General features: G+C 50.6%; 14 protein-coding genes. 9 read left to right on the top strand and 5 right to left on the bottom strand.

The window, feature by feature from the left end:
• Positions 1-370: 370 nt before the first annotated feature.
• Both FIM25_RS02380 and FIM25_RS02375 read left to right on the top strand, forming a co-directional pair.
• A complete protein-coding gene (locus tag FIM25_RS02380) occupies positions 371-2,440 on the top strand; it encodes a site-specific recombinase (protein ID WP_139445920.1) in 2,070 nt (689 codons plus the stop codon).
• A gap of 125 nt (positions 2,441-2,565) precedes the next feature.
• Entirely contained in the window at positions 2,566-2,826 is a 261-nt protein-coding gene (locus tag FIM25_RS02375) for a hypothetical protein (protein ID WP_139445918.1), read from the top strand.
• Between the two features lie 125 nt (positions 2,827-2,951).
• On the opposite strand, the gene FIM25_RS02370 is transcribed toward FIM25_RS02375, so the two are convergent.
• The 5 genes from FIM25_RS02370 to ndk all read right to left on the bottom strand — a co-directional run bounded on the left by FIM25_RS02370 (position 2,952) and on the right by ndk (position 6,687).
• On the bottom strand, positions 2,952-3,815 hold the full coding sequence (locus tag FIM25_RS02370; protein WP_139445917.1) for an LEA/WHy family protein: 864 nt from the start codon (positions 3,813-3,815) through the stop codon (positions 2,952-2,954).
• A 123-nt stretch (positions 3,816-3,938) separates the two neighbouring features.
• Positions 3,939-4,547 (bottom strand): superoxide dismutase, encoded by a 609-nt coding sequence (locus FIM25_RS02365; protein WP_139445915.1) that lies wholly within the window; start codon positions 4,545-4,547, stop codon positions 3,939-3,941.
• A gap of 50 nt (positions 4,548-4,597) precedes the next feature.
• A complete protein-coding gene (locus FIM25_RS02360) occupies positions 4,598-5,062 on the bottom strand; it encodes a pyridoxamine 5'-phosphate oxidase family protein (protein ID WP_139445913.1) in 465 nt (154 codons plus the stop codon).
• 429 nt (positions 5,063-5,491) lie between these two features.
• On the bottom strand, positions 5,492-6,271 hold the full coding sequence (locus tag FIM25_RS02355) for an RNA methyltransferase (protein ID WP_139445911.1): 780 nt from the start codon (positions 6,269-6,271) through the stop codon (positions 5,492-5,494).
• Positions 6,272-6,273: 2 nt separating this feature from the next.
• A complete protein-coding gene (ndk, locus tag FIM25_RS02350; protein ID WP_139445909.1) occupies positions 6,274-6,687 on the bottom strand; it encodes a nucleoside-diphosphate kinase in 414 nt (137 codons plus the stop codon).
• Positions 6,688-6,870: 183 nt separating this feature from the next.
• Here ndk and gspG point away from each other — a divergent pair, with 183 nt between their 5' ends.
• The 7 genes from gspG to gspM all read left to right on the top strand — a co-directional run bounded on the left by gspG (position 6,871) and on the right by gspM (position 12,128).
• Positions 6,871-7,338, top strand: a complete 468-nt coding sequence (gene gspG, locus FIM25_RS02345) for a type II secretion system major pseudopilin GspG (RefSeq protein WP_139445907.1) — start codon at positions 6,871-6,873, stop codon at positions 7,336-7,338.
• Between the two features lies 1 nt (position 7,339).
• Positions 7,340-7,822 (top strand): prepilin-type N-terminal cleavage/methylation domain-containing protein, encoded by a 483-nt coding sequence (locus FIM25_RS02340; protein ID WP_179953094.1) that lies wholly within the window; start codon positions 7,340-7,342, stop codon positions 7,820-7,822.
• Positions 7,815-8,204: a type IV pilus modification PilV family protein gene (locus FIM25_RS02335; protein ID WP_139445903.1), complete on the top strand. Its 390-nt coding sequence runs from the start codon at positions 7,815-7,817 to the stop codon at positions 8,202-8,204. Before FIM25_RS02340 ends, FIM25_RS02335 begins: the two co-directional genes overlap by 8 nt.
• Positions 8,201-8,914 carry a prepilin-type N-terminal cleavage/methylation domain-containing protein gene (locus FIM25_RS02330; RefSeq protein ID WP_139445901.1) on the top strand — a complete coding sequence of 238 codons (714 nt, stop codon included), beginning with the start codon at positions 8,201-8,203 and terminating at the stop codon, positions 8,912-8,914. The genes FIM25_RS02335 and FIM25_RS02330 overlap by 4 nt, the downstream gene beginning before the upstream one ends.
• Positions 8,911-9,963, top strand: coding sequence for a type II secretion system minor pseudopilin (locus FIM25_RS02325; protein ID WP_179953093.1), 1,053 nt, complete (start codon positions 8,911-8,913; stop codon positions 9,961-9,963). The genes FIM25_RS02330 and FIM25_RS02325 overlap by 4 nt, the downstream gene beginning before the upstream one ends.
• A 212-nt stretch (positions 9,964-10,175) precedes the next feature.
• A complete protein-coding gene (locus FIM25_RS02320; RefSeq protein ID WP_139445897.1) occupies positions 10,176-11,582 on the top strand; it encodes a PilN domain-containing protein in 1,407 nt (468 codons plus the stop codon).
• A gap of 6 nt (positions 11,583-11,588) precedes the next feature.
• A complete protein-coding gene (gene gspM, locus FIM25_RS02315) occupies positions 11,589-12,128 on the top strand; it encodes a type II secretion system protein GspM (RefSeq protein WP_139445895.1) in 540 nt (179 codons plus the stop codon).
• Positions 12,129-12,130: the final 2 nt, after the last annotated feature.

The raw sequence follows: 12,130 nt of genomic DNA, 5'->3' as shown, positions 1-12,130 counted from the left end.
GCGGCAAAAACTCCCCGCCACAAGCAGGATAAGCTTTTTGATTACCATAGCAGGCTTATGCACGCTGCCTTTGTGTCGGCTCAGACAGTTTGCCGCTTCTTATTAGCACTCCGGCACTCAAGCTTGCAAAAGCCCATTGTTTTCATCGCAGGTTCTGGGTTTATGGCTTGAGTGCCGGACAAAGCTCTGATCCGAAACGATTGCAATGTCACTTGCAAATAGCCACGGAACCTTGCAACAGTACGAAGCTGCTGCGACTTTAGCATTGGCAGTTCGGAATAAACCGTGCTGAATAATTACAATGAATTTTAAGCAAAACATCATTGCAACCCTCTGCCCCGGCAGATCATTTTTTAGGAAAATAGCCACCATGCCTGAAACACGACCCACACCCCGGCAGATTTTCAACAGCCTGACTTCAGAAGATATCAGCGCCACAGGTCTTCTGCGGCAAATTGCAGACTGGCTTAGACCCGGACCCGACGAAAGCATAGAGGCTGTGTGCCAGCGCATCGATCTTCTGGAAAAAGCCCTTAGTGAAAATCAGGATGCCAGTGATACCATTGCCCGCATTCTGCAGGACTGGCTGGGTACAGCCAATTACTTTCTTGCCTTTGCAGTTCTTGGGCTCTTTCCCCGTCAGGGATTTCTCCGGGAGCTGGGCAGGCGTATTTACGAACATATCAACCCATCCCCCCTGAATCCTGACAGCCTCTCCGATGCCCTGACCCTGATTTTCCACAATAAAACTGACCCCCAGTGGGTCAATGAACTTCCCCATGAAAGCTGGATGAAACTTTTCAGAATCCTGTGGAATGCTAAAAGCGGTGATGCACCAAGGCTTTTATGGAAAACCATCAGCGAGCTGCTCTATGCTCTGGAAATGCTATCCATATGGGTGGCAGGCGAGGAGCTGGAAGCCGACCTTGTGCGTCTGGAACCAAGAATTGTTTCAAGGGACTCGGCTTTCGTGGCCCTGCAAAGGGAAGTTTCCCGCTACTGCCGTTGCTATGATGCATGGATCTCCGGTGAAAAGAGCACACTGGAAGATGATGCCCATGCACGGGTACTTCTGGCACAGTGCATGGATGCGGTAAGGGCTTTTCGTAAAAAATCCGTAACAAAGGGGACCAGCATCCCCCTTTCCTACCTTCTGGAGCGGCTGGATCAGACCCTGAAACGAATTGAAGACATCCTTAATCTGCTGGATCCCAAAGATCCGGTAAGTGCAAGGCAGACCGCCATTCCCCTTTTCAAGGAACTGGTGACGGCCAGCAGGAAGCGACGCAGTGTCCGTGCCCTGTTTCAGCGCAATGTCAAACTGCTTTCCCGAAGCATCACAGAAAACACCAGTGACCACGGGGAGCACTATATAACAGGCAACCGCAAAGAATACCTTGCCATGCTGCGCTCCGGTGCGGGGGGCGGCATCATCATTGCCCTGATGGCCCTCATAAAAATACTTATAATGGACATGGCACTGAACCCTTTTCCTGAAACCATACTTGTGAGCCTCAACTATGGCCTCGGCTTTATGCTAATTCACATTCTGCACTTTACCGTTGCCACCAAACAGCCTGCCATGACGGCAGCCCGGCTGGCAGAGGCCGTGCAGCAGGGCGAACATGGAGGAGCCAATCCGAAAATGATTGCCGACCTCCTTATACGGGTATGCCGGTCACAGTTCATCGCCATTGTGGGCAACGTGAGCGTAGCCCTCTCCCTGGCCTTCGGCATAGGATGGGCCTTCAATTTTTTTTGGGGGATACCCGTACTCAGTCAACAGGCTTCAGAATACCAGATCTATGAATTAAAACCCTTTGAAAGCCTTGCCCTGCTCCATGCCTGTATTGCGGGTGTCTGGCTTTTTCTCGCCGGTCTTACGGCGGGTTTTTTTGACAACCGGGCAGCCTATATAGGACTCAGTGCCCGCCTTAAAAACCACCCCCTTCTCCGCCGTCTGCTACCCTCAGCAGGAGCAAGGGAAAAGTTTGCAGACTATATGCACAAAAACTACGGGTCCCTTATGGGAAATTTCTTCTTTGGTATTCTGCTGGGCAGTACGGCCTATATCGGACTTCTGCTCGGTCTGCCCCTTGGCATACGCCATGTGGCCTTTGCATCGGGCAATCTCGGTTATGCCATGTCCTTTTCTTTTCCGGGGCTTCCCCTTTTTTGCCTCTACTTCCTTTTTGTCTGCCTCATTTCCTTCTGCAATCTCTGGGTCAGTTTCGGTCTGGCCCTGTCAGTGGCACTGAAAGCCAGGGATACAAAAATAAAAAGTTTTCCCAAGGTTTTATCCGCTCTGGGCCAGCAGGTGAAAGCTGCACCCTTTTCCCTTTTGTTTCCACCGGCGGATACCATAAAGAAAGAACCTGAAAAAACAGAAAAACCCTTAAACGGCCAAACCAAAGAACAGGAAAAAAACCAGACTGGTTAACTTTTATTAAAAAACCATTAAAACAGCACTTGTTTTTTTCCCATGAATGCCTTACTGTGTAATCAAGCTTTTTGGCTTTTAAAGAAAAGCCGGATGCCCTTAGTCATTTAAAGAAAGGAGCAACCATGGAAAAAAGCACAAGACAGGCGGAACGCAGACATCACAGGGCCAGAGTAAGAAGAAAAAGAATGGATGTGGTGGCCCACTGGAAGGCAGACAATCCCAGAGCACATGGCGTAGCTGTAGAAACACCCACAGCCGTTGCCGGATACAAGGAAAAAGTGCCAAGCCTTCAGGCTCTCCGTTATAAAAACTGGAGAAAAGTTGCCAGAGAAGCCTGGGATCTGAGTTTTGGCCAAGGCAACCGAACGGTGATATTTCATTAGACAAGTGGAAAAAAACAAGAGCTAAAGGCAGATTTCTGATACTGCCCTCCCCACTTAAAGCATAAAAAGATAAAGGAATCCCGGTGTTTTGGGATTCCTTTTTTTATGGGGATTCAAACAACATCCTAGCGTGTCAGGGCTACCCTGCCCTGCTGTTCTGTTTTGAATGGAATGTTTTTCAATACAGGCAGACTGCTTCCCATCTCGCTCTCAAACCCGAAACGATAATCCAGCTCGCCACTGCGCCGCAATGCATTGTAGAGGGCAAGCCCGGCTTCGCTGAATGAAAGGCGCAGGGGGATTTCCAGCTCCTCTTCCATACCGGCATCCCATGCCATTTTACGATCAACCTGACCTTCTGCAACAGGACTGCCATTCAAAGCAAGTGAATAATTGAAGTGTTCCAGCAGAAGAGTAAAGCTGTTGGGATTTTTAATGGCCAGTCGCAGCTTCATTTCCGCACCGCCAAGACTTAAGTGCTCAAGACTCATGCCCGCAACACGGATGCCCGGAAATTCGGGAACAGGTATTTCCGCCTCCGCACTCAGGGGCACCCTTATCATCCCTGCCACAGGGATCTCAAAACTCATGCCTCCTGCAAAACGGCAGGTGAAACTTTTCATATCCTTAAAATTCTGCACAAGCTTTGCCAGCTCACCAAACTCAAGCTCCAGCGGCAACACCAGCTTTCGCCGTTGCCCGGCATCAAGACGGTTACCTTCTGTCTGTTTACCGGAAATCACCCGTGCTTCCTGAATGTCAAGGGAGTAATCCAGTGCCCCCAGATGAATACTGTATGGATTAGGGTTAAAGACCTCAATCTCCAGACCAAGGCTTGCACCATGCATGGTAAGGCCCGTCAGGCGCATGTCCGTAACGCGGACCTCGGGCTGCTGCCATACCCCTGCATCCTGCAGCAGGGCACAGCCGGATACGAAGAATATAACAAAGCTCAACATCGCAATATATTTAAATACTTGTTTTTTCAAAATAAATCATCCTCCGATCCGGCCCGACAGCATAACGCACAGCAGGTTCCATGACAGCAGTCAGGCAGGACACAGCTATCCCGCCTGACTGAAACCACTGGCCGCAGTTTAAAAACGGTTTTCTCAGAAAGCATTTTCAAGGGCAAACTCCCAGTTAACAAGCTTCTCAAGAACGGCCTTCACATAATCAGGCCTTCTGTTCTGATAATCCAGATAATAGGCATGTTCCCATACATCAAGGGTCAGAAGAGGTTTGAGACCTGTAGTCAGCGGAAGATCCGCATTAGCTGTTTTGACGACCTTCAGGCTATCCCCATCCATTACAAGCCAGGCCCATCCGCTGCCAAACTGTGTAAGGGCTGCTTCGGAAAACGCTGTCTTGCAGACTTCCACACTGCCAAATTCCGCTTCCATTTTCTGCTTCAAAGCTGCAGGGGGTTCGCCACCGCCATTAGGGCTGAGGCTTTTCCAGTAAAAGGTATGATTCCATATCTGGGCGGCATTGTTGAAAATTCCGGCCCTGTCTGCCTTGCCGGATGTCGCTTTAATAATGTCTTCCAAAGACATATCAGCATATTCCGTACCGGCAATGAGCCTGTTCAGATTATCCACATAGGCCCTGTGATGCTTTCCGTAATGGAATCCAATGGTGCTGGCCGTGATCACCGGATCCAGTGCATTGTCTGCATAGGGAAGAACGGGCAGAACATGGGGGGATACCTGCTGATTCATGGAAACCTCCTTTTTGGATTTGATACTTCTTAAAACAACTAAAAAAAGACTCAATCAATCTGGTACCAGCGGACATCGTCAACGCCGCTCACCACCTGATAGGCCTGAACAGCCACACGTATAAACTCACACTCAGGTGAACTGAGAAATCCTTGAAGGTCAGGGTGACGTGCTAAGTGCGTCGCAATATTTGCCTGACGCTCCTCTTCGGGAGTCTCGACAGCTTCACCAAGCGCTGTAAGAACAATCCGCCTGCCGGGCTGACTGTCATCTCTCTCTCGATCCTCCACAAGAATAGCCACCCTTCGGTCCTGCTGGATGCTCTCGTACTTGAGTGTATCACGGTAGGTCGCAAAGGCAAGGAAGCGCAAGCCCTCCAGCGGCGTAAAGGCCATCAGGCTGGCGTGAGGCTGACCTTCACGCTGAGTAGCCAGCACAGCCAGCCGGTTCCGCTCAAGCACACGCCGGATAGTTTCATCTATATCACCAGGGTTCTTTGCCATGAGATCGTTCATACAGAAGCTTGTTTCCTTCCGACAGACTCAACTGCCACCTGATAAAATTAAATAAAGTATACAGACTGATAAATTATGCTACCCACAAACCCCACTGCACCTTTTAAAAAAATATCCTTATTTCTTATCCCACCCATCCACCCCTGACAAGCCCCACAGACATTTCCCAGAAATCTTTTTAATCCGCAACATCAATAAAAAAAGAAACGGCTGATCATAGGCATCAGTGATAAAGTGACGGCAGAACAGGTCGCTTTTCCGTGGCAGCTCCGCCCCTTGCAACGCAAACCCCGGCACTGATCGATAAAAAAAGCCCCTGCATCTTTCGGTGCGGGGCGTTTTGCTTCCTGAAACCTTTCCCCCAAAAATCCGGCCCTCTCAGTCCGGAAGCGGGGCAAATAATTTTTATGAATGAAGATGCCTGAAAACTCAGCGGGCTTTTTCGGCTTCTTTTATGCCTTTTCCATAGGAATCTTCCCCATACCACTGAATCTGGCGGCAGATACCCCTGAGCATACGCACTTCTCTGGATCTGAGGGGCATGCGGGAGATGAGGTGGCGGAAGTTATCCAGCCAGTAATCCGGATTGTCCGGTCGCATGAAGTCAATGCGAATGAGCACTTCCTGCATGTGTCGGTAAAGGTCTTCCAGTTCTTGGCGTGTGGCGAGTTTAGGCAGGGGTTCCTGCCGTTCCGGGGCTTTGTAGGAAAAGAGGGTGTGGGTAATTACCATGACGGCCTGGGCCAGGTTTAGAGATGAAAAATCCGCTGTGGGAATATTTACAAAAGCGTGACAGAGCCGCAGGTCATCATTTTCAAGTCCACGGTCTTCGGAACCAAAGAGAATGGCTATTTCATTTTCAGGCGCTGTGAGGCAGACCTGTTCCGCCAGCTGCAGGGGAGTAAGCAGGCTCCTTTTCCGGTTTCTGCCAAGCCTTGCCGTAGTACCCACCACATACCCGGCATCGGAAACCGCATCCATTACATTTTCATGGAATTCCATGGAATCGATGACATCCCTTGCCGCATGGGTTGCCATACGGTACACCCTTTCCATCTCAGGCTTTTCTTCCGTTACCACCACAAGCCGGGAAAATCCCATATTCTTCATGGCTCTGGCAGAAGCACCTATATTTTCAGAAAACTTTGGCCGGCAGAGAACAATGCGAACTTTATTGCTTAAAGTACTGTCCATGATCTGGTCATCCATGATCAGACCTGCTCCCTCTTGCTGAAGAAAAAGCTTATTTCTTCTTTTGCCGTATCCTCTGCATCTGAGCCATGTACGGCATTACGTTCAAGGGCAGTGGCAAATTCTTTTCTGATGGTACCTTCTTCTGCTTTTCTGTAGTCTGTGGCACCCATGACACTGCGCCAGTGAGAAATGGCATTTTCCCTTTCCAGCACAAGGGCCACCAGAGGACCTGAGGTCATGAAATCCACAAGGCTGTCAAAAAAGCCTTTTTCCCGGTGAACATGGTAAAAGGCTGCAGCTTCCTTCCGGGAAAGCTGAAGCATTTTCATGGCAGATATCCGGAAATTTTCTTTTTCCATGCGCTGGAGAATGGCACCCATACTGCCTTTGGTAACGGCATCGGGTTTGATCAGGGCCAGTGTCTGTTCCATGGCAGAACCTTTCTTTTCCTGTTGAGGATGCTTAACGGGCAGCAATGAAAAAACCGGTTTGGGAAAAATCCAAAACCGGTGTACTCTGTTATTTTTTAACAAAGGGAAGGTACCTGGTCAAGGTGGCGTTGCCTTTTGTTTTTTTTTTACGTACACATGGGCGTAAGGATAATCTGGCCTGATATGGCAGAAAACAGACTTTTTCACGGAGGACAAATGAAGGGCAATATCTCACAGAAGGGTTTTACCCTCATTGAAGTGATGGTAGTAATTGTCATACTGGGGATTCTTGCGGGCTGGATTGCTCCCAAGCTTCTGGGAAGAACCGATGATGCAAGACAGGTGAAAGCGGAGATGGATATTGCTTCCTTTGAGACCGCACTGAGGCTTTACCGGCTGGATAATGGCCGTTATCCCACCACGGAAGAAGGTCTGGAAGCACTGGTGCGAAAGCCGGATTCCGCCTCGGAGAGATGGCGTGAAGGCGGTTATCTGGAAAGTCGCAGGATTCCCCTTGATCCCTGGGGTAATGCCTATATCTATCTTTCTCCCGGCATCCATGAAGAATACGACATTATTTCCTATGGTGCCGATGGCGTGGCCGGAGGCGAAGGTGCCAATGCGGATATCACTTCATGGGAAAAGGACTGATTTGGAAAATACCTCAAAATTTTCAGGCTTTACACTGATGGAGCTTGTTGTGGTCATGGCTCTGATGGCTGTGATCCTTTCCGTCAGTTTTCCAAGAATACGCACATCCATGGAGGCGGATCAGCATAGACGAGCCGTGGAGCGTTTTATTGTGATGCTTGAGAATAGCGGAAAACAGGCTTATGAAAAAAAAGAGGAAATAACTTTAGTGCTGGCTGCCGATGGCCGGAGTATGCAGGGAACGGGCGGAGAAGGAGATATCTTTGACTTTCCCGACAGTTTTGGTGTGCAGACCATGCGGCGGGCGGGAAAGGATTTTCCTGAAACCCGGGAGATCGGCTTTTATCCCGAAGGATACTCAGACCCTGTTTTTTTCTGGATAGACGGTGTCCGGGGACGCAGAACCCTGATCATGCATCCGCTTATTATGAGGGTGGAGGTTGTGGACGGTTTCATTTTCCCCGAGGGCTGGGACCATGAATGAACATGGACAGAAGGGCTTTACCCTACTTGAGGTGATGATTGCCCTGAGCATCCTTGCCATTGTGCTGACAGCGGTCCTGAGTCTCCATGCCCGGAGCATAACCATGCTGGATCGTTCCAGTGCGGATATTCTGGCTCCATATCTGGCTGCCGAAGTCCTCAGCAGCATTTCCAGAGAGCTTCCTGACCCTGCCTCCCTTCAGGGAAACTTTGAGCGTTTTCCGGATCTTTCCTGGCAGGCTTCCGTTACGCCCGCACCGGGCCTCGCTGCCGGCATGGTTGCCGAAGAGGAGAGCCGATATCTGTTTTTTGTGGATGTGCGCATACTAAGACACAAGACTCTCCTCTTCCGCCTTGAAACCCTGAGGGGGGTTCTTCCATGAAAATAAAGTTAAAATTTCTGACTGGAAAAAAATCCGAAGCTGGATTCACCCTCATGGAAATCATGGTTGCCATTGTGATCCTTGCCATAGTCATGGGAGCTTCCTACGCATCCTTTTCCGCCCTTGCCGGAACAGATCAGGCCATGGGGCCCATGCTGAAAAATCTGGAAGAAGCCCGCAGAACAGTGGTATGGCTTGAAAGGGATTTTTCTTCCACCAGCGTTTCCCTGCCACCTGCCTACAGAAAACCGGAACTCTTTGAAGATGAACCGGATCCTTTTCGTTTTGAAGCCTGGGAAGAAAGCTTTGGCAATGGGCGTTTTTCAGGAGTCCGTTTTACAGCAGATGCCCATCTTTCACTTTTCGGATCGACCCTGAAGGGGGTTACCCTTATATCCTACACCATTGGAGAGAAAAAGGACGGGAGCCTTGCCCTTTACCGCAGTGACCATATCCATCCCTATCCGGATCACGAGCGTACGGAGGTACTGCGTTTTCTGGTAAGTGAAAATATCCAAAAGTTTACCCTGGATTTTCTGGATGAAAAGGGAGAATGGCACAGGGAATGGGATTCGGAAAGCAACCGCTACGGCTGGGCTACTCCCAGAGCGGTGCGGGTGCGGCTGGAAACGGGAAAGGGAGCTGATGCAAAGCCCATGGAAACAGAAATAAGCATTCCCGTATGGCGGGAATCCCAGGGAGATTTATGATACAGAAATCTTCCGGCATGGCCCTTGTGGCCGTTTTGAGCATGATGCTGGTGCTGGTGGCACTGGTGACGGCTCTGCACCGGCAGATGGGGGACACAGCTTTTGCCGCACGGAAAACCGGGGACAAAATGCAGGCCAGAGCCGCTGCTTCAGGTGGTGTGGAAGTGGCCATGGCCATTCTGGCAAGGGACAGGGAGCTGACGGATAGCGATTCCCTTCAGGACATATGGAATGATCCCGAAGCCCTGCACATGGCACTGGCCGCTACGGGTCTGTCACCATTGCCTGAGATTTATATAGAGGATGAACTGTCAAAAATTCAGGTGAATGCCCTTGTGCATCGACCCAATGAGGTCAATGGGGATCAGGTGAAGCTCTGGGATCGTTTTCTGACGGCCCTGATCCTCAACGATGACAGTCTCATTGGCATGCGACCCAGCTCCATTATCAATCCTCTTATTGACTGGCTGGACTCCGGAGATGATGACCGCATCACAGGGCTTGATGGTGCCGAGGCCGATTATTATGCCACCCTTGATCCACCCTATGGCCCCCGCAACGGTCCATTTACGGATTTATCGGAACTGCAGCGGGTGCGGGGCATAACTCCTGAGCTGTGGGCAAAGGTGGGCGGGGCTGAGGGTCTTAGCCGTTTCATGACCATCTGGGGAGTGGAAACCCGTTCCGGCAGGCGGGTGGAGGTGGATGGTCGTATCAACATTAACACGGCCCCTCTGGAGGTGATTGCCACCCTGATTACGGAGACCTCAAGCCTGCACATGGCAGAAGAGATTCAGGCTTTCCGGGATGAAAAAAGTGAAGGGATTTACGTCAATGATCTTGAAGGAGAATGGTACAGACGTTGTGCAGGATGTGAGGACGTCCCCCTTGCGGAAAATCTGATTACCAGAAGAAGTGACATTTTCCGTATTGTTTCCCGTGCCAGCCAATCGGGCAGTGAGGTTGAAATCACTGCCGTGGTACGCCGGGAAAAGAATGAGGAATCCGGTCGTTATTTCTGCAGGATATTGCGCTGGTCTGAAGAATGATTTATAAGAATTATTCTTTATTCAGCTTTCCCTGCATGGTTTTTTTGAACAGGTGTATGCTAATTATAACAGGTTCTCTTGATATCAGGCACAAAGGCCATTTGCTCATGACGCAATCTTATTCGGGAGCTTCTTGGCCTGTGTGCCTTGTCCGGGCCTGAGGTGACAGCCTTCTCGTATCGATAGAGTTTAAGAACGGGGTTTGTTTTTTTATGTCCCATGCCTTTCTTGCATTAGAAATCGCTGATCATGGCGTAAGAGCCTTCTCCTTTGTTCGTGAAAAGGGAGGCCGCATCTGTCTTGGCAAAACCGCCTTTCGTGTTCCCGGAGAAGATGAGTCCCTGGAATCTGCGGCTTTACATGTGCTGGAGACTGTAGAGGCGGAAAAGGGTGAGGTGCAGCTGTATCTGCCGGTATGGGACTTTATGGCCCGGAATATGCGGTTGCCCTTTCGGGGCGCAGGGAAAATTGCTCAGATTCTGCCCATGGAAATGGGAGGCGGCCTGGGGATTTCCCCGGAAGCCTTTGAGGTTCATTTTCTTGAAACATCTAAGATGGCCGGCAGTACTGAGGTTTTCGCCCTTGCACTGGAAAATACACGCCATGAACATCTGATCCGGGTCCTTGGGGATGCCGGATTTTTTGTATCCTCCCTTGATGTATCCCATCTGGCTGCGGCCAGGGCAATGGCCCTTATGGAGGGACAGACCGGCAGCTGGGCCTTTGTGGATACCCGTGGAGCCCTGCTCCTCATGGACGGAGACAGGCCCCTTGGTGTCCGGCTGCTTCCCTCTGCACAACAGGGAGAAGAGCCTTTTATTGATGCGGTGTTTTCAGCCCTGACTGAGCTGGGGACATTGCGTTTTCCGGATCATACACCTGAGTTTCTACGCCTTGTCGGGCCACAGGCTCTGTCCCTTGAAGGGCCGCTTGCGGAAAAAACAGGCATCACCGTAAAATGCCCTGATCCTGATTCGGTCAAAGGTCCTGACCCTCAGGGGCTTCTGACGGAAGATTATGGGGGCCTGCGCGGGGTACTGGCCGCCTTTACAGGCTCCCGCAAAAAAGCCGGGCTGCGTTTTCGGGAAAGGGGCTGGCGCTGGGATCATTTTTTTGCTGCCCATGGAAAGTCTCTTGCCATATCCGGTTTTTCCACCTTTTTTGTTCTGCTTGTTCTGGTTGCCCATGTTTTTCTGGATATACAAAGGTTAAATAAGACAGATCAGCGGCTGGATGCGGAGATCCGCAGAGTCTTTACCACCACCCTTCCCGGTGTAACCCGTATTGTGGATCCTCTGCATCAGATGCGAACCCATCTTGGTGACCTTGAAAAGGCATCGGCCTTTGCTGCAAGTGGTTCCGGAGACCATCGTATGGTGGATATTCTGAAAGCCCTGACCGAAGGTGCTCCCGAGGGAGCACCCATGAATTTCTCCCGCCTTGCCATTACAGGGGATCACTTGACCCTTTCCGGTGATACCGATACCTATAATAATGTTGATGGCCTTAAAAACCGGCTTTCAGCCCATGCCCTTTTTTCCGGGGTAACCATTACACGGGCTGCTGCGGATCAGGAAGAAGGCAGAATTCATTTTAATCTACGGGTGGATTTACGATAGGAGACCATGTTTTCATTTCCGTTTTCATTTTCCACAAGGGAAAATAAAATTCTCATGGCAGCCGGTGTGCTGGTACTGGTCATGCTGATGGACCTGATGATCTTTTCACCTGTGCGGGACTGGCGCAACCGTCTGGACCGCAGCATAAGCGTTAAAAGTGAAACCCTGGAAGAACTTCAGGCCCTTAGCCTGCGTTACCGCAATCTGCAGGGCAGTGATCAGGGGGCTGCAGAAACCCTTGCCGCCCGGCAGCAGGATTTTACCCTTTTTGGATTTCTGGAGCGTGTAGCCGGAGAAACCGGGGTGAAAAGAAACATTGCTTCCATGAAACCGGGCAGCAGCGAAGACCGGACAACGGGAATGCGGTTTTCCGTAGTGGAGATGCGGCTGGAAGATGTAAGTATGACGGATCTCACCCGCCTTCTTTTCCGCCTGGAAACCGCACGCGAAAATATTCAGATCCGCTCCCTGTCCATTACACGGAAGGGCGGAAGGGAGCCTGCCACCCTTTCCGTTGTTCTCAATGCCCAGACCATTGCCGGATGAGG

Source organism: Desulfobotulus mexicanus, from assembly GCF_006175995.1.
GTDB lineage: Bacteria > Desulfobacterota > Desulfobacteria > Desulfobacterales > ASO4-4 > Desulfobotulus > Desulfobotulus mexicanus.
This window is presented reverse-complemented; position numbering and strand designations above follow the sequence as displayed.

Excerpts from the sequence above, each read along its gene's own strand:
- gspG (WP_139445907.1), top strand. The coding sequence starts at position 6,871 with ATGGCAGAAAACAGACTTTTTCACGGAGGACAAATGAAGGGCAATATC.
- gspM (WP_139445895.1), top strand. The coding sequence starts at position 11,589 with ATGTTTTCATTTCCGTTTTCATTTTCCACAAGGGAAAATAAAATTCTC.
- FIM25_RS02355 (WP_139445911.1), bottom strand. The coding sequence starts at position 6,271 with ATGGATGACCAGATCATGGACAGTACTTTAAGCAATAAAGTTCGCATT.
- FIM25_RS02360 (WP_139445913.1), bottom strand. The coding sequence starts at position 5,062 with ATGAACGATCTCATGGCAAAGAACCCTGGTGATATAGATGAAACTATC.
- FIM25_RS02335 (WP_139445903.1), top strand. The coding sequence starts at position 7,815 with ATGAATGAACATGGACAGAAGGGCTTTACCCTACTTGAGGTGATGATT.
- FIM25_RS02325 (WP_179953093.1), top strand. The coding sequence starts at position 8,911 with ATGATACAGAAATCTTCCGGCATGGCCCTTGTGGCCGTTTTGAGCATG.
- FIM25_RS02330 (WP_139445901.1), top strand. The coding sequence starts at position 8,201 with ATGAAAATAAAGTTAAAATTTCTGACTGGAAAAAAATCCGAAGCTGGA.
- FIM25_RS02365 (WP_139445915.1), bottom strand. The coding sequence starts at position 4,547 with ATGAATCAGCAGGTATCCCCCCATGTTCTGCCCGTTCTTCCCTATGCA.
- FIM25_RS02380 (WP_139445920.1), top strand. The coding sequence starts at position 371 with ATGCCTGAAACACGACCCACACCCCGGCAGATTTTCAACAGCCTGACT.
- FIM25_RS02320 (WP_139445897.1), top strand. The coding sequence starts at position 10,176 with ATGTCCCATGCCTTTCTTGCATTAGAAATCGCTGATCATGGCGTAAGA.
- FIM25_RS02375 (WP_139445918.1), top strand. The coding sequence starts at position 2,566 with ATGGAAAAAAGCACAAGACAGGCGGAACGCAGACATCACAGGGCCAGA.
- ndk (WP_139445909.1), bottom strand. The coding sequence starts at position 6,687 with ATGGAACAGACACTGGCCCTGATCAAACCCGATGCCGTTACCAAAGGC.